Source organism: Alistipes putredinis DSM 17216 (assembly GCF_000154465.1).
In the GTDB taxonomy this organism is placed as follows: Bacteria; Bacteroidota; Bacteroidia; order Bacteroidales; family Rikenellaceae; genus Alistipes; species Alistipes putredinis.
On record NZ_DS499577.1, the window covers coordinates 624,254 to 648,773 of the forward strand.

At 57.0% G+C, this 24,520-nt stretch carries 24 protein-coding genes; 5 read left to right on the forward strand and 19 right to left on the reverse strand.

What is annotated here, in order from left to right; all coding sequences use genetic code 11:
- Positions 1–38: 38 nt before the first annotated feature.
- From ALIPUT_RS02950 to ALIPUT_RS02965, 4 genes are all read right to left on the reverse strand, one after another.
- Positions 39–602 (reverse strand): RNA polymerase sigma factor, encoded by a 564-nt coding sequence (locus tag ALIPUT_RS02950; RefSeq protein ID WP_004328181.1) that lies wholly within the window; start codon positions 600–602, stop codon positions 39–41.
- Positions 593–1,747: a glycosyltransferase family 2 protein gene (locus tag ALIPUT_RS02955; RefSeq protein WP_004328182.1), complete on the reverse strand. Its 1,155-nt coding sequence runs from the start codon at positions 1,745–1,747 to the stop codon at positions 593–595. Before ALIPUT_RS02955 ends, ALIPUT_RS02950 begins: the two co-directional genes overlap by 10 nt.
- 253 nt (positions 1,748–2,000) lie before the next feature.
- A complete protein-coding gene (locus tag ALIPUT_RS02960; RefSeq protein ID WP_004328184.1) occupies positions 2,001–2,927 on the reverse strand; it encodes an AraC family transcriptional regulator in 927 nt (308 codons plus the stop codon).
- Between the two features lie 163 nt (positions 2,928–3,090).
- On the reverse strand, positions 3,091–4,065 hold the full coding sequence (locus tag ALIPUT_RS02965; protein WP_004328185.1) for a hypothetical protein: 975 nt from the start codon (positions 4,063–4,065) through the stop codon (positions 3,091–3,093).
- 479 nt (positions 4,066–4,544) lie between these two features.
- On the opposite strand from ALIPUT_RS02965, the gene ALIPUT_RS02970 reads away from it, so the two are divergent.
- Positions 4,545–5,141: a ribonuclease HII gene (locus tag ALIPUT_RS02970; protein WP_004328188.1), complete on the forward strand. Its 597-nt coding sequence runs from the start codon at positions 4,545–4,547 to the stop codon at positions 5,139–5,141.
- 289 nt (positions 5,142–5,430) lie between these two features.
- Here ALIPUT_RS02970 and folE read toward each other — a convergent pair whose 3' ends face one another.
- From folE to ALIPUT_RS02985, 3 genes are all read right to left on the reverse strand, one after another.
- Complete coding sequence (gene folE, locus ALIPUT_RS02975; protein WP_004328189.1) at positions 5,431–6,039, reverse strand: GTP cyclohydrolase I FolE; 609 nt, start codon at positions 6,037–6,039, stop codon at positions 5,431–5,433.
- Between the two features lie 18 nt (positions 6,040–6,057).
- Positions 6,058–6,639, reverse strand: coding sequence for an RdgB/HAM1 family non-canonical purine NTP pyrophosphatase (gene rdgB, locus ALIPUT_RS02980; protein WP_040293387.1), 582 nt, complete (start codon positions 6,637–6,639; stop codon positions 6,058–6,060).
- A gap of 123 nt (positions 6,640–6,762) precedes the next feature.
- On the reverse strand, positions 6,763–7,605 hold the full coding sequence (locus ALIPUT_RS02985; protein ID WP_040293388.1) for an HAD family hydrolase: 843 nt from the start codon (positions 7,603–7,605) through the stop codon (positions 6,763–6,765).
- A gap of 538 nt (positions 7,606–8,143) precedes the next feature.
- On the opposite strand from ALIPUT_RS02985, the gene ALIPUT_RS02990 reads away from it, so the two are divergent.
- The gene (locus ALIPUT_RS02990; protein ID WP_004328062.1) at positions 8,144–9,142 is read left to right on the forward strand and encodes an IS110 family RNA-guided transposase; all 999 of its coding nucleotides are present in this window, start codon (positions 8,144–8,146) and stop codon (positions 9,140–9,142) included.
- Positions 9,143–9,166: 24 nt separating this feature from the next.
- Entirely contained in the window at positions 9,167–9,700 is a 534-nt protein-coding gene (locus ALIPUT_RS02995) for a nitroreductase family protein (RefSeq protein ID WP_004328192.1), read from the forward strand.
- Positions 9,701–9,903: 203 nt separating this feature from the next.
- On the opposite strand, the gene pth is transcribed toward ALIPUT_RS02995, so the two are convergent.
- From pth to ALIPUT_RS03045, 10 genes are all read right to left on the reverse strand, one after another.
- Entirely contained in the window at positions 9,904–10,467 is a 564-nt protein-coding gene (gene pth / locus ALIPUT_RS03000) for an aminoacyl-tRNA hydrolase (protein WP_004328194.1), read from the reverse strand.
- Positions 10,468–10,485: 18 nt separating this feature from the next.
- On the reverse strand, positions 10,486–11,061 hold the full coding sequence (locus ALIPUT_RS03005; RefSeq protein ID WP_004328195.1) for a 50S ribosomal protein L25/general stress protein Ctc: 576 nt from the start codon (positions 11,059–11,061) through the stop codon (positions 10,486–10,488).
- Between the two features lie 207 nt (positions 11,062–11,268).
- The gene (locus ALIPUT_RS03010) at positions 11,269–11,742 is read right to left on the reverse strand and encodes a DUF6712 family protein (protein ID WP_004328196.1); all 474 of its coding nucleotides are present in this window, start codon (positions 11,740–11,742) and stop codon (positions 11,269–11,271) included.
- Between the two features lie 2 nt (positions 11,743–11,744).
- A complete protein-coding gene (locus ALIPUT_RS03015) occupies positions 11,745–12,974 on the reverse strand; it encodes a phage portal protein (protein ID WP_004328197.1) in 1,230 nt (409 codons plus the stop codon).
- Positions 12,975–13,031: 57 nt separating this feature from the next.
- Positions 13,032–13,535 (reverse strand): hypothetical protein, encoded by a 504-nt coding sequence (locus tag ALIPUT_RS03020; protein WP_004328198.1) that lies wholly within the window; start codon positions 13,533–13,535, stop codon positions 13,032–13,034.
- 2 nt (positions 13,536–13,537) lie between these two features.
- Positions 13,538–14,527, reverse strand: a complete 990-nt coding sequence (locus ALIPUT_RS03025) for a hypothetical protein (RefSeq protein WP_004328199.1) — start codon at positions 14,525–14,527, stop codon at positions 13,538–13,540.
- Positions 14,528–14,645: 118 nt separating this feature from the next.
- Positions 14,646–15,527, reverse strand: a complete 882-nt coding sequence (locus ALIPUT_RS03030) for a Clp protease ClpP (protein ID WP_040293390.1) — start codon at positions 15,525–15,527, stop codon at positions 14,646–14,648.
- A 187-nt stretch (positions 15,528–15,714) separates the two neighbouring features.
- Positions 15,715–18,090, reverse strand: a complete 2,376-nt coding sequence (locus ALIPUT_RS03035) for a hypothetical protein (RefSeq protein ID WP_004328202.1) — start codon at positions 18,088–18,090, stop codon at positions 15,715–15,717.
- Complete coding sequence (locus ALIPUT_RS03040) at positions 18,087–19,046, reverse strand: hypothetical protein (RefSeq protein WP_004328203.1); 960 nt, start codon at positions 19,044–19,046, stop codon at positions 18,087–18,089. The genes ALIPUT_RS03035 and ALIPUT_RS03040 overlap by 4 nt, the downstream gene beginning before the upstream one ends.
- A gap of 159 nt (positions 19,047–19,205) precedes the next feature.
- Positions 19,206–19,610, reverse strand: coding sequence for a hypothetical protein (locus ALIPUT_RS03045; RefSeq protein ID WP_004328204.1), 405 nt, complete (start codon positions 19,608–19,610; stop codon positions 19,206–19,208).
- Positions 19,611–20,031: 421 nt separating this feature from the next.
- Here ALIPUT_RS03045 and ALIPUT_RS03050 point away from each other — a divergent pair, with 421 nt between their 5' ends.
- Positions 20,032–20,805, forward strand: coding sequence for a menaquinone biosynthetic enzyme MqnA/MqnD family protein (locus tag ALIPUT_RS03050; protein WP_004328205.1), 774 nt, complete (start codon positions 20,032–20,034; stop codon positions 20,803–20,805).
- A 96-nt stretch (positions 20,806–20,901) separates the two neighbouring features.
- Complete coding sequence (gene corA / locus ALIPUT_RS03055; protein WP_004328206.1) at positions 20,902–21,855, forward strand: magnesium/cobalt transporter CorA; 954 nt, start codon at positions 20,902–20,904, stop codon at positions 21,853–21,855.
- Between the two features lie 168 nt (positions 21,856–22,023).
- On the opposite strand, the gene ALIPUT_RS03060 is transcribed toward corA, so the two are convergent.
- The gene (locus tag ALIPUT_RS03060) at positions 22,024–22,746 is read right to left on the reverse strand and encodes a hypothetical protein (RefSeq protein WP_004328207.1); all 723 of its coding nucleotides are present in this window, start codon (positions 22,744–22,746) and stop codon (positions 22,024–22,026) included.
- On the reverse strand, positions 22,743–24,146 hold the full coding sequence (locus ALIPUT_RS03065) for a C10 family peptidase (RefSeq protein WP_004328208.1): 1,404 nt from the start codon (positions 24,144–24,146) through the stop codon (positions 22,743–22,745). The genes ALIPUT_RS03060 and ALIPUT_RS03065 overlap by 4 nt, the downstream gene beginning before the upstream one ends.
- Between the last annotated feature and the right edge of the window lie 374 nt (positions 24,147–24,520).

A 24,520-nucleotide genomic window follows, 5' to 3' on the forward strand; every position in this document is an offset into this window, starting at 1 on the left:
GGAGTGGTTCGTTCTGCGGCGTTCGCCGGTCGGAAACGTCAGGATTTTTCATCTGCGGCGATCAGGCGGCACATCTGCTCCCGGGCGCGGTGGATCTGGGTCTTGACGGTGCCCAGCGGGAGTTCGAGCTTCATGGCGATCTCTTCGTAGGAGTACTCTTCGAAGAAACGCATGACGATCAGTTGTCGGTAGCGCGGCGGCATGGCCTGGAGGTAGCGTTCGATCTGCGTGCGCTGCTGTTTGCGGATGATGTTCTCTTCGGGCGTGGGGTTGTTGGAGGGCGGTGCCGTGAATTTGTCGTCGATGGGCAGGTCCTCCTGGCGCCGCCGGATGAAATCGACGAAGGTGTTCCGGGCGATGGTGTAAACCCACTGTCCGAAGGTGTAGGCCGGGTTGTAGCGGTGGATGTTGATATAGACTTTGATGAAGGTTTCCTGCAGCAGGTCGTCGGCGTCCAGGGGGTTGTTGGTGCGCTGTATGAAAAGCCGGTGTATAGCCTCCTTGTAACGCTCGAAAAGGTATTCGAAGGCGATGTTGTCGCCCTGCAATACCAGCTCCACGAGCACCCGGTCGTCGGCTATGATATAGTCGGCTATCTCCATACCCGCTCGTCTTTGCGCAGCAGCAACAGCCCCAGCAGCAGGGCGAAAAACGGACTCAGCAGGTCGTACAGGAAGTAACGTCCGCAGATTTTCTCTTCACCCAGGCGGCGGCTGATGCGCCGCGCCTCGACGAGTACGATCGCAAAACGCGCGAGCAGCAGTACCCCTGCGGCGATCTTGAATTCCCAGGGCATCACCGCCAGGGCGACGATCGCCGCCAGCCAGAAGAGAATGCGGCTGCCCAGTTCCCACTGGATGAAGTTCTTGACCCACAAGGGATAAAAAGGAATGGCTCCCCCGAAGAAACGCTGGGTGCCGATCCACCACTTGAGCCCTCCCCAGCTCTTTTCACGCAGGGTGGCGCGGGGAGAGAGGACCACGCTGACATTGCCGGGGGCGATGATCCGCGACATGAACAAATCGTCTTCGCCGATATTCATATTGAGGTGGCTGAAGCCGTTGGCGCCGAAATAGAGCCGCTTGGTGAATCCGTAGTTCTGGCGCATGCCCCGGTAGGGTCTGCCGCATACGGCGCTTGAGATCCAGTCCACCGAGTGCATCATCCGCCAGGTGCGGATCAGGTAGCTCGCAAACCCTTTCCCGCGCTCCATGCCGCAGTAGCCGAGCACGATTTCGCCGCGCCGGAAGCCGTTCGCCATGAGCGAGAGCCAGCGGTCCGAGGAGGGGTACACGTCCGGTGTGGTGAAGAGAAGGTGCTCGTAATGGGCCGATTTGATCCCGACGTTGAGCGCCATTTTGGGCGAGATCGGGAAGCGGGGATTCAGTTCGATCTTGGTGGCCGTAATCTGTGGGAACGACTGTTTGATGCGGACCAGGTCGTCGTAGAAGTCGGTGTCCCGGCCTACATAGACGATCACCACTTCGAAGTCGGGGTACTCCTGGGCGACGATGAGCGGCAGGATCTCCTCCACGAAGGCGTAATCTTCCGAGAAGAGGGGAATCACCACCGATACCGGAGGGGTTTCGGAGAGGATCTCCGGACGCCGGGTGTCCTTGTATTTGGGTATGCGCCCGTAAACGAACAGGTAGTAATATAACTGGATCCCGAACATGACCAGAAGGACGCCCGCGAGGGCCGTGCCTTCCCAGCCGTAATGAGTGATGATGCGATTGAAAAATTCCATGGCGTATGCGTTATGGCGCGTCCGGGACGGTGAAGGTCGGACGCGGAGCCGAATTCGTTCGAATCGTGCCGAAATGCGGCCGGTCGATACGGAAAACGGATTCCACGCAAAGATAAGGATTTTATCCGAATCGGTGTCCTGCCGCCGGAAAATTCGCGGCGGTGGCCCGAAGCGAACCACGCCGTCCCCGAGGTGCGGGAGAGGACGGTTTGCAGAGGCGGAAGCATGCCTTTGCGGGTCGGGTCGGATGAGGTTACGCCGTTACCGAAACGGCTGTTTCCCGTACGGCGGCTTCGGCTTGCGGTGTCGGCTGCAACTCTTCGGGTCCGCGATGCCGGTTGCGGTAGGTCGCGGGTGTCATGCCGTATTGTTTGCGGAAGAGTTTGATGAAGTGCGAGGTGTTGGGAAAGGCGCATGCGGTGCCGATTTCGGCGATCGCCTTGTCGGTCGAGATCAGGAGCAGCCGGGCATGGATCAGACGTTGCCGGATGAGCCATTGGTGGGGCGAGGTTCCGTAGATGCGGAAAAATTCCTTTTTGAAGGAAGTCAGGGAGCGGTTGCAGCGTTTTGCGATCTCTTCGACCGAAATATCGGAAAAGATACTGGCATAGACGGTTTGCTGGAGGTTGTCCCGGGCCGCATCGACGTTGCCTAAAAGTTTGCTCTTGATGCAGCAGTCGCCGTGCGAAACGATCAGGTAGATCAACTCGGTGATTTTGATATTTTCGGCAGGAGGATCGTGCAGGAAGGAGTCTTCCGTAAGATAATCGTTGGTGTGGTTGAAAAAGCGCCGGATCGAACTCCACGCCGGCATTGCGGCGTGGTTCAGGGTGCGGCACTTTTCGCACAAGTGGTTGTTGGTGATATTCAGTTTGTATGTGATGTTGAGATGCAGCAGGATCCGTTGCAGCTCTTCCGGGGTGAAGCGGACGAGAATTTGTTCGTAAGGGTGCCCCTCTTCGGGAATGTTCTTGGTGTAGTGGCAGCCCATTCCGAGGAAGAAGAGGTCGCCCTGGGAGAATTTGTAGCATTTGTCGTCGTAATAGACGTACTTTTCTCCATGGAGGATATATCCGATCACGCAGCGGGTGAACTTATGGGTTTCGATGCCGTTGTTGGAGGCCACCACATACTTTTCGATCGACGGATTGGCGGTTTGGGAGTCGTAGGGTTCATTCATAATCGGAAGGTTTTAAGGCTCGATAAAAGGAGTCGTTTCCGCTCCATTTATGGAAGATTATGAATCAAATGTACAATCTGAAGTTGTATTTTCCAAATTAAAATAGGAAAAAGTTAGATCGAAAATGTTAAAATATGTACTATTTCAACATTTGACGCGGATTTTATTGCAATATATTTGCAATGCAAACGAAATACAAAACAAGGTACAGGAGCGTTCCGACGGTGCGTTGGATGCGAATGAAGGTCAGGGGCATGAGCAGTGCTGCAGGTACGGCTGCGACGGCCAGCAGCCCCGGGGTGACGCTCGGTACCGCCATCAGGCTTCCCGTCACCGTGAAGAGCAGGATGGTATAGGTCAGCATGCCCCGTGCTTTGATACTTATCGCACGGAAACTGATGAGTCCGAAAAATACGGCGCAGAGTACGATAAAAAGGACGATCCCGAGAATTGCGGGGACAAGCGGAGGAGTATTGGCGAAAATCCGGTATCCGCTGTCGCTGACGAAGGAGTGCCATAAGCCGACGGGGATGTCCACGGGATTGGCTCCCTGGCCCCAGGCGACGTAGCAGACAGCGAGGAAAGGCAGTATGACACCGCAAAGCGATACGAAGACTTCGCGCAGGGTCCGGCGGAAACAGAATGCTGCGGCCAGGATCAACAGCGGCAGGGGGAGAAGCGGGGCGTAGAGCAGCGGCAGCAGTCCCAGGAAAAACGAAGCCCGGAATACGGCCCCGATCGCGTAACCGTTGCGGAAACAGGCGAAGAAACTTTGGGTCGATAACAGCAGGATGAACGCTGTGACGGATTCCGTCAGATACTCCCGACCCAGAAGGATTCCGCAGGCGACCAGTCCGTAAAGGGGTATGGTCAGCGTACTGCTGACGGGGTAGAGTCCATAACGGACCGCCAGCCTTCCGCAGAGAATGCCGGTCAGCAGGAGCAGGCTGCCGCAAAAGATGCGGGAACAGCGGGGAAATCGCTCCTGGAATAGGCCGATCAGGTCGCCCAGCGGGGTGGAAATCACCGTTTCCGGAGCCGGAGAAATAACGGTCCCGGTCGTCATGGCTGCTGCGATGACGACCAGCAGGGAGGCGATGGCCAGCAGTAGAGGTTGGCGGATGATGTCCGGTTTCATGGTTCGACGATGGTTTTGTCCGAATGCGGACTGCGGTTTCTGTCTCCGTCAAGGTGCCGAAAATTCGTCGTTGCGTCCGCTTGTCGGAAACGGCCGCTACAAAAGTAGGAAAAAAGCGGACGAAACCGTAATTATTTTGGAACCATATACGATTTTATTCCGGATCCGTTCCGGGGGCCGGAACTTTGCTTCGAACGGCTGTTGTCTGCTGCCCCTGACGGCATTTATGATTCCGGTCCTGTGTTGAACCGAGAAGGGGTGCAGGATGGATTTCGACGATCCGGGGCGATCGAAACGGCGGTGTAAAATTGGATATGATCGCCGATATTTTTAATTTTGCGAAAACGCGTGCGGTATTTCGGGGAGGTCCGAAGCGTTTCGGCGCACACCCCGGGTTTCCTTGTTTTTGCGGAGATCGGCGCTGGCTTGTCGGTTTTCGAAGGGGGCATCGAAATCGTGCGATAATAACTTTGTTTCGGATGTTGGAGAATTGCTACCAGAAAGAGCTGCCCGAAGCCGGGTGCGACGAGGCGGGGCGCGGGTGCCTCGCGGGGCCTGTTTTTGCCGCTGCGGTGATGCTGCCTCCGGACTTCAGCCACCCGTTGCTGAACGATTCGAAGCAGATGACCGCGCGTCAGCGCGATTTGTTGCGTGCGATCGTCGAGCGCGAGGCCCTTGCCTGGGTCGTGAAGGCCGTTTCTGCCGAGCGGATCGATCAGATCAACATCCTGAACGCTTCGTTCGAAGGAATGTCGCTGGCGGTCGCGGAATTGCCGATCCGTCCGGGATTTCTGGCGATCGATGGCAACCGGTTCCGCACGACGCTCGACATTCCGTATCGCTGCATCGTCAAGGGGGACGGCAAATATGCGGATATTGCCGCCGCGTCGGTGCTGGCCAAGACCCACCGCGACGAATATATGGAGCGCCTCGCCGGGGATTTTCCCGAATACGGTTGGGAGCGCAACAAAGGTTATCCGACCCGCGAACATCGCCTGGCGATCCGTCGTTACGGGCTTACGCCTCACCACCGGCTGACGTTCAATGCCGGGATCGACCAGTTGGAGCTGTTCTGACGCCGCTTGTGCGAAATTCTGCCATGCCCTCTCCTCCGGGGCTGAAATAAAGGCAATCATATCTTTCGATGTACACTCTTATCCGACGATTGCAGCGCCGAATCCGGGGGCGCTTGTTCGCGGACCTGCGCCGCATCTGTAATTCGGCTTCTCCTTTAGGAAGGAACTCGGGGCGCTGCGCTCCTAAAGAGGTCTGATGAAGCAGTAAACGCAAAAATAAAAAACGCCCGATCGTCGGGCGTTTTTCTATCGGATTGCAGGCCGTCGCCAGCGGACGGCCGTCGTTATTTTACCGGTATTTGTTGCTGATCAGCGTCATGAACTCCTGGCGCGTAGGCGGGTGCGAGAGGAATACTCCGGTGAATGCCGAGGTAGTCGTGGCCGAACCCTGCTTTTCGACGCCCCGCATCTGCATACACATATGGCTGGCTTCGATCACGACGGCGACGCCCATCGGGTTGAGGGCTTCCTGGATGCAGTCGCGGATCTGTACCGTCAGGCGCTCCTGCACTTGCAGGCGGCGGGCGAAACTCTCCACCACGCGGGCGATTTTCGAGAGGCCCGTGATGTATCCGTTGGGGATGTACGCCACGTGCGCTTTGCCGTAGAAGGGCAGCATGTGGTGCTCGCAGAGCGAGTATAATTCGATGTCCTTCACCAGTACCATCTGCCGGTACTCCTCCTTGAAGGTCGCCGAGCGGATGATCGCCAACGGATCGTCCTCGTAACCCTGCGTGAGGAACGACATGGCCTTGGCCACCCGTTCGGGGGTTTTGAGCAGACCCTCGCGTGCCGGGTCTTCGCCCAGCAGTTCGAGAATCGCCTTATAGTGTTCGCGGAGTTTTGCGATCTTCTCGGGCGAGAAGTTCTCCTCCTTTTGGTATCGTTTCATTTCCATAAGCGGGGCAAAGGTAGCTTATTTCCCCCGGTTATGCAAAAATTCCGCTAATTTACGCACGGCGCGGCCCCGGTGCGAGAGAGCGTTTTTCTCTGCCGGGTCCATTTCTGCGTAGGTCTTGGCACTCCCTTCGGGAATGAAGAGCGGGTCGTAGCCGAAGCCTTCGGAGCCCGAAGCGCACTGGGCGATGTGCCCCTCGACGATCCCTTCGAAGAGGTGCTCCTCGCCGTCGAGGATCAGCGAGATGACCGTGCGGAAGCGGGCCCGGCGGTTGCCGACGCCCTCCAGGTTGCGGAGCAGGAGTTCGTTGTTGGCGGCGAAGTCGTGCCCGTCGGTGGCGTAGCGGGCCGAGTGCACACCCGGTGCACCGCCTAATGCTTCGACTTCGAGTCCCGTGTCGTCGGCGAAGCAGTCGCAGCCCGTGCGGTCATGAACGTAGCGGGCTTTCTGCGAAGCGTTTCCCGCGATGGTGTCCTGTTGTTCGGGAATCTCCTCGGTGATGCCGACCGAACGGGGTGTGACGAGTTCGAAATCCGGGCCGAGAACGGCTTGCACTTCACTCAATTTGTGGGCGTTATTGGTTGCAAAGATGATTTTCATAGACGTATCGTATTGTTCGGTTTCGTCGAATTTCCGGATCATTTCGGATTGCTTGCGTGTGCTGTGTGTTTTTGCGGAACCCGGGTGATGGCTTTCCGTCGAATCGCAACGGATTCCTTTGTGCTACGTGCGGGGAGTTTCGAGCAGCTCCAGCCGGTGATCCGCCTCGATCTTGTCGATGATCGTCTTGACGAGCGTATCCATTTCGGAACCTTCGGAGTAGTCGGCCGGGCAGACGTGGCTTACGCGATTGTCGCGGATCAGGCCGTTCAGTTCGCGCCGGGCGTTTCGGATCTCGGGGTTATAGACGGCGATCGAATGTCCGCCGGAGTTCTTCACCAGCCGCATGCAGGGGATGTCGGTCGTACCGTCGCCCACGTAGATCATGCGCCGGAAGGGTACCGGGCGCTTGTCCTCCTCGATGTACTGGTTCACGAGCTTGCTGTCGAAGACCGATTCGACGCCCTTGTTGATCTTGAAGATGAACTGGGTCTTGTTGGTGTAATTGACCGCTACGGCGGGCCAATAGGCGACTCCGTCGATGTCGTACAGGAACGAGCAGGCGTAGATCCGCCGGAATTCATGGGCGATCTCCGTCCCTTCGATGATCTCCTTCAGGCCCGAGGAGTTGATGTAGTGCAGGATGCGGATGCCCCGCGCCGCGCCGTAGGCGTTGATGCGTGCGAACCACTCCCGGACTCCTTTGTAGAGGGTCACGCGGCGGCCCGACTCCTGGAACGCTTCGCGTCGCAGGGACAGGCCTTTCGACCGCGCCTCCTGGATCATGCGGGCCATGTAGGTCAGCACCATGTCGGCGTCCTGCTCCTCGGCCAGTTGGTTGGCGTCGTGCCAGAACTCCTTGTTGCTCTTGCCGACGGCGGGGATGAAGTCGTATTCCTGCATGTTTCCGGGGGCGAGCGTGCCGTCGAAATCGTAGATCAGGGCGATGGTCAGCGGTTCTTTCATAATTGCGATTGCGGTTGAATGTGTCGTTGTCGGTTCCGGTTCGGCGGAGAGGGTGAATCCGCCCCGTCTTCGTCGCCGGGCACCGTCGGGCTGTTTTTTCGTTTTTTCCGACGCTCCGGGCAGCCGTTTCGCTTCCGTTTGTCGGAAACACGGGATTTTCCGGTCGTTTTCCGTGTTCGGCGTGGCTTCGAAATCCGGGAACCCGCCTGCCGGTGAAAATGTCGGTTGAAAATCCAAAGTTAAGAAAAAATCCCTATTTTTGTTTTCGTAAGGAATTAAATCGTACCGAATACCTTAGATTTGCGCAGTAAACAGGAGATGAGATAGAGTTGGTAATTTTGTAGAGAAGAGGTTAGCTAAAAGAAAGGGAGGCAGGGAGTGAACCAGGTATCGATAAGAATTCAAGATTCATTTCCATATTAGGACTCTTTGTCTTTCTTGAACCGAGACCTGAATAAGAATTTAACCTTTCATTGTTAAGGTAGTTAGGATAGGTTCAAGTTCCTTTCTCTCAATTTGATGGTCAAAAACAAAAGTAATGGACAATTTTTATTTCATCGGGGTTGACGTCAGCAAAAAGAAACTGGACTTCTGCGTACTATTCGAGGGTAAGGTTCTGCGCGAAGAACAGGTAAGCAACCACCAGCAGGCTGTCGCCAGACTGATCGGCGAGTTGAAGAACGATTTGGAAATGGATAACGAACAGTTTTTAATCTGTGCCGAACATACGGGGCAATATACTTTCCCTCTGGTATGTGCTTGCAAGTCGGTCGAGTGCAAACTTTGGTTGGAGAACCCGTCCCAGATCAAATATTCATCCGGTATGCAGCGGGGCAAGAACGACAAGGTGGATGCAAAGCGCATAGCCATTTACGCTTCACGGTTCGGAGATAAGGTTAAGTATTACGACCGTCCCTCCGAGGAGATAGAGAGGCTTAAACAGTTGGAGAGGGAGCGTGCGCTTTACGTTACCGACCTGGCTAAATACAAAGGCCAGATGTACGATCAGAAAGATTTTATGCCGGCGGCGCTTTATCGCAAGAAAACAAAGCGGATGAAAGGCTTAATACAGGAACTACAAGCGGCTATCGATGCGATCACTGCTGAAATGGAGAAGATCATAGGCTCAACGGAAGTGCTTGCGCGCCAGATGGAACTTTTAATGTCGATAGACGGTGTAGGTAAAGTGGTAGCTCTGAATGTGATTATCGAAACAGAAGCGTTCTCCCGCTTCGACAATCCCAGAAAGTTCTGCTGTCACGCAGGTGTCGCTCCGTTCTCATACACATCCGGGAGCAGCCAGCACTCCAAAAACAAGGTCTCGCATAGGGCCAACAAGAACATAAAGAAACTGCTACATATGGCAGCCGTATCGGTAACTCATCGTAAAGAGGGTGAACTAAAGGCCTACTATATGCGGAAAGTAGAAGAAGGAAAGAACAAAATGTCGGTAATCAATGCGTTACGTGCTAAAATCGTGGCCCGCATGTTCGCCGTCATCAAAAGAAATGAATTTTATACTCCTATTTACTCTTAAAAAACTTGCAAAAACCATAAGAATATGGAATTTAAGGAAATACTCCGGCGCCGGCGCAGCGTCCGCAAATATCTTTCCCGCCCGGTGGAGCGGGAGGTGCTCGATACCGTTCTTCGGGAGGCTCTCGCGGCCCCGTCGTCGCGCAATTCGCATTCGACGCACCTGCGCGTGCTCACCGATCCCGAAACGATCGCCCGCATCGCCCGGATGCGGGATTACGGTTCGGCATTTCTGGAGCATGCCCCTGCGGTCGTACTGGTCGAGGGCGATCGTACGGCGACCGACCTTTGGCGTGAGAACGCGGCGATCACGGCGACGGCCCTGTTGTTCGCGGCCACCGATGCGGGGCTGGCCTCCTGTTGGGTGCATGTGAACGGACGTCCCTGCCTGAAGGATCAGCCCGACGGAGCGCAGGCGGAAGATTATCTGCGGGAGTTCCTTCCCGTCCCGGCGGAGCACGGCATCCTGTGCGCCGTCGCCCTGGGTTACTCCGACTTCGAGCCTGCGGCCCTGCCCCCGTTCGATGCGGGAACGCATATCCACTGGCCGGAAAAGTAGCGGGGTCGAATCGAGTCCGGGGCGGGCGAGTGTCGGGAAGGACCTCGTTCGGTCGTTTTATGTCGTTTGCCGGTGCTTGTATCGGGAACCCGGCGATTCGACTTTCTTGGGTTGAATTTATCTTTTTCGCGGCGAAAATCCGGTTCGTCGAATAAAAAAACCGCAACCTCTCCGTTGCGGTTTTTCTGTTTCGGTACGCCTTGTCATTTCTTGTTGAAGAGATTCATCGTCCGTTCGGGGCCGATCGCGGCGAACGAGAGAATCGCGTCGCCGAAGTATTTGAGTCGTTCGGGCATCGCCTTGCGCTCTTCGTCGTTCCAGTGCCCCAGTACGTAGTCCACCTGGTGTCCGCGCGGGAAGTCGCCGCCGATGCCGAAGCGGATGCGGCTGTACTCCTCCGTGCCGAGCAGTTCGGTGATGTTCTTCAGTCCGTTATGCCCGCCGGCGCTCCCCTTCGTGCGCATCCGGAAGGTTCCGAACGGCAGGGCGATGTCATCGACGACGACCAGCAGATTCTCACGAGGAATCTTCTCCGCGTCGAGCCAGTAGCGGACGGCCTTGCCCGAAAGGTTCATGTAGGTCGAGGGCTTGAGCAGCACCAGCGTATGCCCTTTGCTGCGAAGCGTGGCCACGGCGCCGTAGCGGTCGGTGGTAAAAGAGGTGTTGGATGCTTCGGCTAAAGCATCCAACACGTCGAATCCAATGTTGTGCCGGGTATCGGCATATTCGGCGCCGATGTTTCCCAGACCAACGATCAGGTATTTCATAAGGGTAATCCGTTGAGATTACTTCGCAGCCGCAGCGTCGGCACCGCGCGAAGCACGGGTTACGCGCACGGCGCATACGGCCGTCGTTGCCGGGGTGAGGAATTTCACTCCGTCGAAGTTCAGGTCGCCCACGAAGATCGTCTTGCCTACGCCCAGCGGAGTTACGTCGATAACCAGTTCGTCGGGCAGCTTGTCGAGCTGTGCGCTCACGGTCAGCTTGCGGGCCGAGAGAACGAGCTTACCGCCGATCTTCACGCCTTCCGCATTACCGGTCAGACGTACGGGGATCGAAATGGCTACGGGTTTGCCCGGCTGTACGCGATAAAAGTCCATGTGGAGAATCTCCTCGCGGATGGGGTGGAACTGCACGTCGCGGAGTACGGCTTTTTCGGTTTTGCCGTCGATCTCCAGATCTACGATGTAGGAGTTGGGCGTGTAGATCAGGGGTTTGATCTCCCGGGGATCCACCGAGAACGAAACCGTTTCGCCGCCGCCGTAGAGAACGGCCGGAATCTGACCTTCGCGGCGTACCGCCTTTGCTGCTTTCTTGCCGTAGTTTTCACGCTTGACGGCCTTTACTTGGATTGTTTTCATTGTAATTTGTTTTTTGTATGTGTTACCTTGGGCGCTACTCAGTCCGCCTCTCGACGGGCGGACCCCCTAAACGCTTGCGGGGCCAAAGATAAGCATTTATTCCCGGAAAACAAAAAACGGCACCCTGCTTTGCGGGGATTCCGGATTCTGCGGGCGTCGCCGTCCGTGGCGGCGGAGAACGGCGGGCCGCTGCCGGAGTCGGGTTCGCTATGGCTTCAGGACGAGGCCGCCCGCGATCAGCACCCGGTGCAGGACGTTCTTTTCGGGAGCGTATTCCGGGTAATCGGACGGGTGTGCGTCGAGGTGATCCGAGAGGGCGTGCAACAGCGCCGAGAGCCGGTTCCGCAAGGCCCGGTGCGATGCGGCGAGCTGCTGTTGTCCGGCCGGCTGGCAGGCGGAGGATTTGGTGACGGTCGTGCCGCCCGCTCCGCCGTGCAGATCGAGCGCGGGTTGCATGGCGACGCGCACGGCGCAGGCGGCAGCCGGCGCTGCGAACTCTTCGCGCAGGGTCGGGTACTCTCCTTCGGCGAGTTTCTGCCAGAGTGCCGGGCCGGTCACGGGGAGGAGATAGCGGGCTTCCGCCGCCGCGATATCGACGGTGCCGATCGCTTCGGGCGGCAGGTAGCCGCCGTCGGCGAAAGCGAGGTCGATGACCTCGCGCGGGGTTACGAGGGTGGTCATGGTCAGTCGATGCTTCGGAGGTTATACTTGGTGATTTCGGCCAGGAAATGTTGCTGGCGTTCGTCTTCGGGGTCGTAGTCCAGGCCGTCGGCTTTGCGGGCCTCCCAGACTTTCATATAAAGGGGTTTGGAGCGGGTCGGCGGACGATTGACGATTTCGAGCGACGAGGGGTCGGCGCCGAGGATGCGTCCGATGATTTCGCGGATCGGCTCCAGCAGCTCGGCCTGTTCGCCCAGGATGACCGTGTTGAGGGCGATTTCGTATTCGTGCAGGATGCGTTCGGCGCTGAAGCCCGAGGCGTAGTCCAGTCCGCTCAGGGTCCGGAACCACGAATGGGCGACCACGATGTCCGAAGTGGCCTGTTCGTGCAGCGACCGCCAGTCGCCTTCGTTCTGCGAGGCGATGGGGATGAAGCGCGAGTGGTCCTCTGCAGCCCCTTCGCGCAGTACGAACATCACCTGCCCGGGGTTGCCGGCGAATTTCTCCTCGGCCGTGCGCATGATCCGTTCGGCCTGCGCCTCGTCGTCCATCGTGCTGTCGAGCATCATCACGCCCGAGAGTTGGAACGAGTTGTCGAGCCGCGAGATATTCCAGCGGTCGGTCTTGTAGGCGATGGCCGACACGCCGAACCCGGCGATGTAGGGCGGTACGCCGTAGTGCTCGAACATCGGTTCGTAGTCCTTGTAGTGGACGATCGCGCGGAGCGTGCCGTCGTCCTGCCGTTCGAAAAGCGGGTAGAGGGGCAGCGTGCGGGCGTCCGCAGCCGAGAAACGGGACCAGTCGTGGTGGAGCAGGATGTGCCGTGAGTCTTTGGCTACGCGGCAGCGCGAGGCGTCCTGATGGTAGAGGGCCAGGAACGAGTGCTTTTCGTCGGTGACGACTTCCAGGAAGGCGTTGCCGAAGAGCGACTTGTCGAAGGACAGCTTGCTGCATACCTGCCGCAGGGATTCGCCCGATCCATTGACTTGCGCGACGAAGGCGCCCAGCAGGGGGACTTCCGGATCGAACGTGAAGCCTTTGCCGGAGATGTAGTCGGCCTTGTCGTTGATGATGCGGCGGTGCGTGGTCGAGCGGCGCGACATAAGGGCCAGGGCTGTGGGGAAGAGGTTGTCGTCGCCCCAGCGCCAGAATTTGTCGCTTTCGACCCGTGCGGCGCCGAGCGTGAGGTAGGGGTCGTCGCGGCGGACGGCCTTCATCAGCGCCGTTTTCTTGAGTTTCTGTTTCGTGTTCATGGGTATTGGTTTGAAAAACAGAGGCTGCCGGACGGGTTGCCGGACAGCCTCTGTCGGTTATTGTTCCCGGATGGGCGGTGCCGGGGCCGTATCCTCGCCGGCCAGCGTCAGGACGAGGACGGGACGTGCGGCGAATTTCGTTTGGGATTCGTACCGGATCTCCGTGAGCCGCAGGGGTTGCTCGGCTCCGAATTTTTCCGACCTTCCCGCCAGCAGGAAGACGCCCGATGCGGTTTCGATGCGGGCGACCGTGCCTTCGGTCGCGAGCCGTGCGAGCTGTCGTTCGCCGAGGCGGTCCCGGATTTCTTCGGGATCGGCGACCAGCGTGAGCGTATGGCGGAAGCGCGGAGGTCCGTCCGGATTCAGGTTCTCTTCCCGGAACGACGAGGACTGTTCCAGGATCAGCCATTGATCGGCCGATGCCCCCGCTCGCAGCGTCAGCCCTGTGCAGCAGCCGTCGCCGTAGGTGGCCGATACGATGTCGGAGGCCGGGATCAGCCAGACGGCTTCGATGCCTCCCGCAGGCTTTAGGGGCCGGGCGTAGGGAGTGGTTCCGGACATGGTCAGATGCGCGATGCGAATGCGACCAGTCCTTCGTCGAGCACGTCGCAGCCGGCCATGAAGACGGCGCGCTGGCGGTTCTCCATTTCGTCGGGGTTGTACCACATGCGGATTTCGTTGCCGGGGAAGTCGGCCGTATTGACGGCCAGCACCAGGTTGCGGCGGTCGGTCAGGATGCAGAACGACTTGGGTACGGGCGACGAAGAACTCAGTTTGGCCAGGTAGGACGAGATGCGCAGATCCACGACGGGAATGCCGTGATACAGCAGGTTTTGACGGCCGTTGATATAGTCGGTGTAGGCACCGTCCGTGCTCATGCTGTCGAGGTGCTTCTCGTAGGCGCTGTAAACGTCCGACGAAACGAAGAAGGCCAGTTGCCCCTCGGCTTTAAGGTCTTTCAGGCGTTCGTCCGCATTTTTCCAGAGATCGTCGAACATGGCGACCGAGTTGGCCGGTGTGTTCATGGCGTCCGTTTCGTAATTGTAGGTATAGACCTTGTTGTTGTTCGAGTAGGTGGCGATGGTTTTGAGAAAGCCGTCGAAGGTGTTCGCGCCGCTTTCGGCCGACGTGTCGCCCACCCACATCGTCGAGCGGATGCTTTCGGCGATGGCCTGTTTGAAGAGCGTGGTTTCGGCCTCTTCGAGTTCGGTGCCCGTGAGATCCTCCATATTGACCTCGGGACGGTTGGTAATCAGCTCATAGACCAGCGAGAAGTAGTCTGCGGCCGAGTAGCCCAGTTCGGCTTTCACGCGGTTGAGAGGGATGGTTTTCTGGAGTTTTTTCGAGCCGGCGCCGCCGCTCCAGCCTGCTGCGGTGAATTTTTGCAGGATGTCGGTTTTGGGCTCCCACATCTGCACCGTCGTCGGTACGGGCATGTTGTAAAGGACGCGGACGCCCAGGTCGATGGCCGAAGGACCGCTCAGCATCGGGCGGAAAAAGATCGTTTCGAGGTTTTTGCCGGTGTAGGTTTTGGCATTTTCGAGTGCGCTCATAAGATAATTTGATTTTTGGTGATTGAATGGGTTGTTCGAACGAATGGAATCGGTTCGGGTGTAGCAGTTTTGCGGAGGGTGTCCGAAGGCGGGGCGCCGGATCCTCAGCGGGCGGGTTTTACCGGATCAGTTGCTTTGCATCTTCGGCATAGGCTCGCTGGTTGGCCGAGGGAGTCGTTTCTCCGATCGACGGATCTTCGCGGGGGAGCGTGCGGGTCGGAGCCGCGAATTGCTGGCCTTCGTGCAGGGCGAGTTCCGAAGTGCGGGGGCCGGACCCTTTTTCCGGGTCGCCGAAATGGAGGATGTTGCGGTCGGGGGGAAGGGCGTCTGCCGGACGGACGAGTCCCAGCTTGCCGAGCAGCTTGCGCCATTGTCCGGCCGGCGTCGCCTGTGCCGCAGGCGTTTTTTCCGTAGCGGCGGGTTCGATGATCCGATCGACGAGTCCGGCGGCGAGTGCCTCCTGCGGAGAGAGCCAGCGGCCGGAGCCGTTGTTTTCGGCCATCAGGAGGGTGAACTCCTCCGGAGTGCGGCCAGAACGGGCGGCATAGACCTCCGCCAGGCGTGCGTCGGTTTTGCGGAGCAGGTCGATGCGGGTCGCAAGCTCTTCGGCATTGCCTTCGGCGGTGCAGATCGAATTGTGGATCAGGTAGAGGGCGTGGGCCGATATTTCGCGGCATCCCTCCGATGCGGCCTGTGCGATGACTGTGGCCGCCGAAGCCGTATAGCCGTAGCAGCGGGTGACGATGTGTCCGTCGAGCGACGAGAGGGCCTCGTAGATCAGCAGGGCGTCGTTTACGTCGCCGCCCGTCGAGCGGATATTGACGACGATTTCCGGGGCGTCGATTTCGCGCAGCCGGTCGAGGCTGTCCCGGAATTTTTCGTAGGTGGCTACGCGCGACGAGGGTTGGTCGAACTGCCACTCCTCGGGGACGCCGATCACCCCTTCGATGTCCACGAAGCAGGTGTCGTTGCGGTTGGTGATTTGAATGTCGGATTGCATGGAAAGTTGTTTTTTGCCGGCTCGCTCGCCGGCGTTCGGAATGGGGTTGGCTGTGGGCGGGATCGTTGCGGTTTCGCGGCGTCCCCGCTCCGGCAGGAGGGTTGGGCGGATTTTCGAGGAGTGCATCCCGTGAGAGTGCGGGGAGTCGTACGGCTGCGGTCCGCGCGGATGAAGGACGGTCGAAGGGCTATCCGTTGGGCAGACGGGTGAAGGTGCAGCGGGTCGAGGCGGCCGAGGGGTCGTAACCCTCGATGCGGCGGAGCGTGCAGCGGATCTCTTCGCCGCCGATGCGGAACAGGAACGTCGAGGCGATGCAGGGGGCGAGGCGCTGTATCTGAAAGAGCCGTTCGATGTCGCACGGTTCGAGCCGCAGGTGGAGCGTGAGGTGCTGGCAGAGTTTCTCCTGTTCGGCCTGGGTGTCGTAGAAGCGGTGCAGTCCCTGTTGTCCGTCCCGGTCTTCGAAGCAGAGCGTGAACCCGTTGTCGGGATCGTTACGGTGGAATGCGGCCAGGGGGTAGCTGTCTCCGGTGGAAGGATAGCCCCAGCGCTCGCCGGCGGGCAGGGGCTGCATGCCGCAGTAGCGGACGATGCGGGGCGTGAAACTGTTCCGGTCGGTGGTGTCCGGGGCGTCGCGGTCGCCGACCCGCAGGACGAGGGCCGAAGGTGCATCCGCATAACATTCCGTTTCGCTGACCGTCGGCGAGAAGAAGGGGTTGGCGAGGTTTCTTTCCCGGTCGATCGCCGCCGCCGAGTCATTGACCAGACGCCACTGGCCGAAGGGCTCTTCCAGGGTCGCGTTCAGCCGGGTCACCGCACCGTCCGCCTCCCGGTACTTGTAGATGCGGACACGTTCCGCATCCTGTGCCGCATCGCCCAGCAGGATCGGCTGCGAGCGGTCGATCCGGGAGCTCCAGTCGAAGGTCTGGCCGAGGCGGTAGAAGTCGTCGGCCGGTTCGACGTAAACCGTGCGGGTTTCCTCGTCGGTGTAAAAGCGCAGATTGAACAGGTGCCGCAGGGCGTCGAGTACGACCCATTTGCGGACGCGGTGCCGGGCGACGTCCTCGAAAGAGATCGGGGTGTTCAGACCGGGTGCGCCGGTGAAGTCGGGGCGCAGGGTGCATTGGCGGCTCAGGGAGAATTTCATCCCCGGTTCCGCACCGTAGAAATAGATGGTCGAGAAGGTTTTGGGCGAGGTCGGCGTGACAGTTACCGGGTTGGTACGGACGGTCATTTCCACTTCGGTCTGTCCGGTTTCTCCGATGTAGCCGTCGTAGAGTGCCCAATCTCCGGTGTAGGTCGTGTAGGTCGTGCTTCCGGCGGCTTTGCAGAGCAGTACCGGGGCCGTGACGGTCGAGCCGGAAGGGGTCGTGACCAGAGCCGACCGCGAATCGAACTCTCCGATTGCGTGCCCGGCCGTGCCGTTGACGGTGCAGGTGAGGCGGTAGGAGTTTCCTTCGGTGTGGTTGAACACGATGGCACGGTACTGGAAGGCGGGTTTGGTCGAGTTTCTGCGGTCGGCGTAGCGGTTTGCGAGGGCGCCCTGTACCTCGGTGCCGTCGCCCAGGTAGAAGGAGTCGATTCCTTTGAGGCGGTTGCGGTCGAGGATGCGGTGGTCGGTGATGTAGCGGATGTGGTATTCGAAGGCTACCGTCACCGAGGTCATGGGCCTGAAGACGATCTCCCCGTCTTCGACGGTGAAGCAGTGGTTGTTCGAAAAGACATCGGTGAGGGTTTCTCCCAGATCGTTTTGGTCGTTCGGATTGACCGTTTCGACGAAATTGCCTACCGAGTTGATCGACTTGTAGGGGTTGGCGTACACACGGCCGTCGCTGTTCGCCGTCGTCGCCGCCGTCGTCGTACGCCGGGCCAGGAAATCCATGTGGTTCCGCAGGGCGTTCGTGTCGCGCGAGGAATAGGCGCCGCTCAGGTAGAGCGAGCGGAAAAATTCGCCGTTCAGAAAATCGCTTTCAAGGGTGTAGCCCGCTTCGGAAAAGAGTGTCTGCACGACGGTTGCAGCCGAAATGAACGGGTGGTAGTCGTCCACGGAGAGGAATCGTTCTACGGGAATCAGTTCGACCGACGACAGTTCGGGGGTGTATTCGTCGCGGCATACCGGGAAGAATTTGACCGGGGTGTTGTTGGTCCAGGTCTGGCGGATCATCGTGGGCGTGAGCCGTCCCGAGAAGGAGATGCCGAGGGTGTTGAACATCTCCGCAGCGGCTTGCCGGGCCCATTCGGAGGTGCCGCTGCGGATCTCTATCAGATACCCCTCCGGGTCGGAGTCGTACGCTGCCGAGAGCAGCCGGACGGAGCCTTGCAGCAGTTTGGCCTCTCCGTCGCTCAAAACGGCCGTGTGCTGCGCGGCATTGAAGCGCTGGCCCGTGTAAGGCTCGGCGGCGAATCCGAAAATGCGGTCGTTGGTCCGGGTTGCCGGCAGCCGCAGTCGGAGGGCGTGCCCTTTGTTTCCGCTTCGCACGTCGGCGAGATCCTGGGCATCGTAGTCGAGGGCGATGCGCTGCGACGGGTCGAGGTCGCAGGGAATTTGGTCGATAGTGAGTTTCATAGGCAGCGGGTTTCTTGTCGGGGACGCAGGCTGATTTCGATACAGCCCAGGGAGCCGTGCCGGCCGATCGTCTGCTCCCGGGTCAGGATGTCCACCTCTTCGTATTTGTCGCCGTCGATCTTCCAGACTTGGGGCGATGCGGCGATTTCGGCCAGCGCTTCGATAACGGCGGCGGGTTCGAAGGCCGAGGCGAGGGTCGTCGTCCGTTCGTCGCGGATACTGATATCTTCGTAGCCCGCGTCGTCGGTGAGTACCTGTTCCTTGCGGATTTTCTGGACGACGCTTTTCACCACCGGAAAAGTGTAGTGTTCGATCGAACCTGCACGGCTTCGCCAGGCGATACGGCATCCTTCGTCGCATTTCGGAACGACCGTGTAGCCGATTTCCGCTACGGTCTGCCCGGCGGTGGCGATCCGGACGGTGATCGTGCCGACCGAGGGCAGAAAACTTCGGGTGTTGAGCCGGAAGAGGGTCAGCTCCTCCCCTCCGATCGCATTGTACGTAAGAGCTTCTGCCGTAATGTCGCTCGTGACCGTTACGGTGTGCTGGCCCGGGATGCAGCAGGTGATTTCGTCGCTTTCGCCGTAGGCGATGATGCGGTGCGAAGGCATCGTCGTCAGAATCCGGGACGGTTTCACGGAGTCGTGTGCCGCGACGAAGGTCCGGACTTCGGAGTAGGTCGTTCCGACGGCCAGTTGCACCGAAGCGCTCCGGCTTTCCGAATTGCAGAATCCGGTCATGCCGGACGAGGGGACGAAGCGAATGTTTTTCCGGACCATCGGGGCGATGTTCAGGGTGCCGGTCGGGGTGTTGTAAAACCGTTTGGAGCCGATCCTGGAGCCGTCCCTGGTGCTGAGTATTTCCAGAAACAGTTCCGTTTCCGCCGCGTTGGAGAACGTGTAGGCGAGCGGGCCGAATACGGAGGAAAACATCTCCGGCAGAGAGGTGAATGTCATGTGAAAACGGGTTTGGAAGTGGATGATTGTGTGCGGTCCGAGATACCGTGCGGTCGCCGGTGTCGGGGCTGTGGGCGGAGTCGTGCCCTTCGTTTTTTTCGAAAGATGCGGAGGCGGCATCGGAAAGGCCGATGGCTGCTGTGCGGGGTGTCCGGGTGCCTAAAAACAGATGATGACGTCGGCTTTGGCCGTTTGGGAGATTTCTCCGTGCGGGGTGTAGGCTCCCGATCCGGGTTGGACGGTGAGGTTTTCGACGGCTATGACCTTCGGGTCGGTGCTTAACTGGGTGAAGAGATCGAAGAGTTGCAGTTCCGTTTGGCTCCATACCTCGTTGCGCCGTTCGGACGAGAGCTTTGCCCCGGGGTGCAGCAGCCGCAGTTCGACGCTGTAGGTCGCACGTCCGTGCAGACGGCCTTCGACCTCCTTGAGCCGGATGGGTGGAAGCCAGGCTGCGGGCAGCAGGACGATCTCGCGCGGGGTGCGGTCGTCGGTATCGGTGTGGATCGTGTAGCCATACACGCCTGCGAGCTCCCGGATCGCACGGGTGAGATAGGTGCGGTTCATGTTGAAAAAGTTTTGATAAAATGTTTACAGATATTGAAAAGTCTGGATAATTTCCTGACAACAGAATTGTTGCGATTGTTGAAAAGGTCGGAAATATCCTGAGGCCGTCTGTTGAAAAGCGGATTTGTCGGGACAAATATAAACAATCCGAATACCCCTTGTCAAGAGATTCGACCCGGAATAATTTCGATCTGCGGCAAATAAAGTCGGTGGATAATTTGTTCGGACTGGGGTTCAATCTGTTGCGGTGACGGTCGCAGCGGTCTAATTTGGCCTTGAAAATTGGATATTTGAAATATAATAGCTACTTTTGCTCCGTAATATCTTCGTGAAGCCGGAGTCTTCCGGCCGAAAAGTGGAAAATATCCGTATCTTCCACGGCGGCGAAGAGCGAAGTTCAACGAAAAATTCAACGATATGGATGATGGTGTCGGTTCCAAGCATAGCGGCAGTGTCGTATCTCAATACGATACCATTCATCTACGGTATCCGCCACGAAGGTAACTTTCGTGCCGATCTGTTGTTGTCCCCTCCTTCCGAGTGTACGAAAAACTACGTCGAAGGGCGTGCCGATCTGGCGCTGCTTCCGGCTGCCGCCGTTCCCTCGCTCAAATCGACGGATGTGATTACCGAATATTGCATCGGAGCCGTCGGCCCCGTGCGAACCGTCGTGCTGTTGAGCGACGGCCCGGTTTCCGAGGTTCGGCGCGTCTTTCTCGATCCCCACTCCCAGACCTCCGTGCAACTGGTCGGTTATCTGGCCGCCCATCGTTGGAAAATCGCTCCCGAATGGTACTCTCTGGATGACTACGAACAGCTTCGTCATGCGCAGGAGGGGGACGCTTTCCTGTTGATCGGGGACAAGGTGTTCGATCACGAGGAGAAGTTCCGCTATAAATACGATTTGGCTGCCGAATGGCAGGCCGCGACCAAACTGCCCTTCGCCTTTGCTGTCTGGGTGGCTCGCAAGGGAACGCCCTACGAAGTCATCGAATCGTTGCAGCATGCCCTCACGTTCGGTTTGGAACATACCTACGAAGCGATCCTCGAAGCGGGATTCGACAAAAAGCCGTACGATGCCTATGAATATTTGACGCGTAATATCGACTATATCTTCGATAATCAAAAGCGCCGGGCCCTTCAGAAGTTCTGGGATTCGGGACTCAAGGTGTCGCCCCGTGTAAATCCCGGCTGAAGGGAGTAGGCAGGGCTCATGCCGCCGGGCGGCCCCCTGTCTTGACCAGTTCACGCAGAAAGCAACCCGGGGAACCGGATTAATACAGGGTGCTTTATGATTACGATTTACCTCAAGCAATACAACAAGATCATCCGAAACGCCGATACCGGGCTCTTCGAGGAGTTGGGTTACGACGATATCTTGTGGATCGATATGCTGCAACCCACGATCAAGGAGCAGAAAGCGGTCGAGAATTTCATGGAGATCAACCTCCAGACCAAGCAGCAGGTCGAAGAGATCGAATCGACCTCGAAATATTCCGAAACCGAGAATGCGATCATTTCGAACGCCAACTTTTTCGTGCCGACGGGCGAGAGTTTCGTCATCGAACCCGTGTCGTTCATCATTTCGAACGAAGGTGTGCTGGTTTCGGTGCGCCAGGCCGAGTCGCGGACGTTTCAGGAGACGGAGAAGCGGCTCCAGATCAACTACCGCAACTATCCAACGGGCTATCATATTTTTATCACGTTGCTCGAAGTGCGGATCGACTACGATGCCGACATGGTCGAGCTGATCGCCCGTCAGGTGTCGTCGTTGAGCCGCAATATCAATGGCGAGGATTCAATCGACAAGGAGGTGCTGCGTCGCATCAATACCTTGCAGGAGAGTACGATGTTGCTGCGGGAGAACATCTTCGACCGCCAGCGCGTGCTGTCGGGCATTCTGCGCAGCGAACGGTTCCCGAACGATATCTACCCGCGTTTGCAGTTGATGATCAAGGACGTGAATTCGCTCATCAACCATGCCGATTTCAGTTTTCAGCGTCTGGACTATATCCAGGATGCGGCACTGGGTCTTATCAATATCGAGCAGAACGAGATCGTAAAGATCTTCTCGGTGGCTGCTGTGGTTTTCATGCCCGCGACGTTGATCGCAAGTATTTATGGCATGAACTTTTCGATCATGCCCGAGCTGCACTGGAAATACGGCTACCTGTTTGCCATCGGCTTGATGTTGCTCTGTTCGGGGCTTACGATCTGGTTCTTCCGATTCAAGAAGTGGTTATAAAGACAGTCCGCTTCGACTTCGGCTTCATTTTCGTCGGTCGGGGTGTTTTTTACCTTTTCAGAAAGTCGTTCCCGAAACCGGGGAGAAATAAAGTACGGATATGACAAGACAAATAGCCGATCCACTGCGGATCGGCTATTTTACAATTACCCGAATTTGTGCTGCCGGCTATTGCAACGCAGGATCGACCTCCGGCGTGCAGGTTATCGAGGCGGTCTTGACCGTGCCATCCGAAGTGGTGAACTCCACCGTAAAAGTATGCACTTCGCCCGGATTGTCGGGAACCGACGTAAAATAAAGTATAAACGAGTAAATCGACAAGGAGGAAAGAGTGTATTCGACCACCCGCAGATCGTCGGGTTGCAAAGCCGACAACGGTTTGTTGTATAGAAATAGAATTTCTTTCCCAAGATCGGAATAAGAATGATAATCGTTCTCTATGTATTCGGCATAGCTTACATACCGAACTCCCATTTTATCGTTCAACGGCGATCCTGCCGGGTATTTGGCGCTCCAATCTTTGTCGCTGGTAACTTTTATGCCGGTGAAATTGTCTGCGAATGCGGTCAAATCCGACCATGGAAGCGACTTCAGATTGTTGTATTCCGTATCGTGATTGCGCTCTGCGATTCGAAGAAAATCGTCGGTATGCTGCGCCCCCTCCTGTTCCGGTGTCTGATAGTACACCGGATCCTCCAGAAGTACCTGAAATCCGGACATGGAATAGAGCGTCGATGGTTTTTCAGCCAGCATGCCGTATAAAACATAGCTCCCGTCCACATAATTTTGAACGAGATATTTCGAATAGCCGGATCCATTTCCAATCCACTCCTCCGGTTCGTTGCAACCAACCAGACTACTCAAAAAAATATAAATCAATAACTTTTTCATTTGCTCAAATTATAAGTGACGGCCGAAAAATCATGATCGTAATCTCTGTCTTCTATTGACTGCGGGCTGACAGGTCCCCTGTCTGTATAGAACGCATTGAATGTATAGTATCCGTCTTTTTGTCCTCCCCAGCCGAAATTGGCATGCACAAATTCTTTCGACTCTGTGTGGTATTGAGTAGGCAAAAAAGCATATCTGGTTATCACGCGTCTTTCACGGAGCAACCAACCGTCCAATACCCATGCGTGACTATTAGTACTGCTCTTCCCGGAATAATAAAATGGAAGTTTTTTCACGAAAATCATATCCCGAACTTTGTCGGTAGTTATAGGCGATAAAGCTATATTTGAATAGCCTAATCCTATGTCACCCAAATATTGGAGTAACTTCACTACGTTTTTCGTTGGGGCGGGAGAACCTCCGTCGTCACTGTGGTATTTCACACCAACTGCCTCTCCCATTTTATTGATGAAATAGGCTACAGCCCATGTTTGGGCATTCATGGATTCCCCACTTACAACAGGTTTCACTAACTGGGGATGTGTTACCGCTTCTTCGATATTAAGCCACATGGCTTCATTCAAAAGCTGATCTCCTATTTGATAAAATTTTTTATTATAATTTAAAGCGTTGAAAACTAAAATTTGTGCAACTGCTACCGGGACACATCCGGCAAAACAGTTTTTGCCATTTTCAATTGGGCATAAATAATTATATGGTTTGGTTTGGTTCCATCGGGTTTTGAGGAGAATGCCTGATTGTTCTTTGGTTTCCCAAGGTTCATAGTCAATACCGACAGGTTGTTGTCCTTCCGGCCACCAATGTTCTATATCGGTAATAGGGCCTCCGACGATGCCGTTTCCGCCACCGCCGGTATCGACACCTCCGATCGCGGCCTGTGCAACCATTTGCAGGGGGAATACCAACTCACCGTCCGCTTCGGCCTGTTCGGGAGTAACCGTTACGGCATACCGGAACTCTTCGGTCGTGAGGCTTCCTTCATCGACGACCGCATAGACCGGCTCCAACCGGTCGTCGGCCCCCAGAATGGCATAGCCCGCCTCGTTCTCGAAATTGACGATGTAGAGCAGATCCTCCACGTCGGCCGTGGCTTCGCTGCGGGTACCGCCGGGACTTAACGCTTCGGGAGAAACCGTCGTCACGTTTTTCACACGCCGTATGCCGCCGCTGCGGGTGACAGCGCCGTCTTCCGCCGGAGCGTCGATCGCCTCGAGAAGGCCTTGCAAATCCTCAAGGGCTTGTTCGACGGGGACGACGTGCGAGATTTTCTGCTCGGGGACGGACGGAGGTTGGGGGACTTCCTCTGTGGTCAAGTCACTGGTACAGCCGACAAGCAACCCTAAAATTGCCAGTAGCGACAAATACTTCATGTTTTTCATATCAAATTAGGGTTAAAGCGAATAAAATGACAAATTCAGAGATGTTTTTATTAAAAAAACAAAAATCGTGCAATTATTTTTGAATATTCAAACTTTTGCAATGTGAAATCGAGCGAAAAATCTTTTGTCGGTTTGGATATATACGACAAAACCGACCGGGCAAGGGCGTCCCGCCTTCCGTCGCATTTTCGCGCCGACTTTTCACCATCCTTCCCTCCCGCCGCACCGACCGGCCTCCGGTCCGTTGCGCAGATCGAAAGCTCCGTAGTAATAATACCCGTTGGCTGTCCCTCCCCATCCGAAATTGCAATGGATCAAACGTTTGTCTAGAGCGTCTTTCTTGCGAAACAGGACTGGAGCGGCAAGAATTTTAG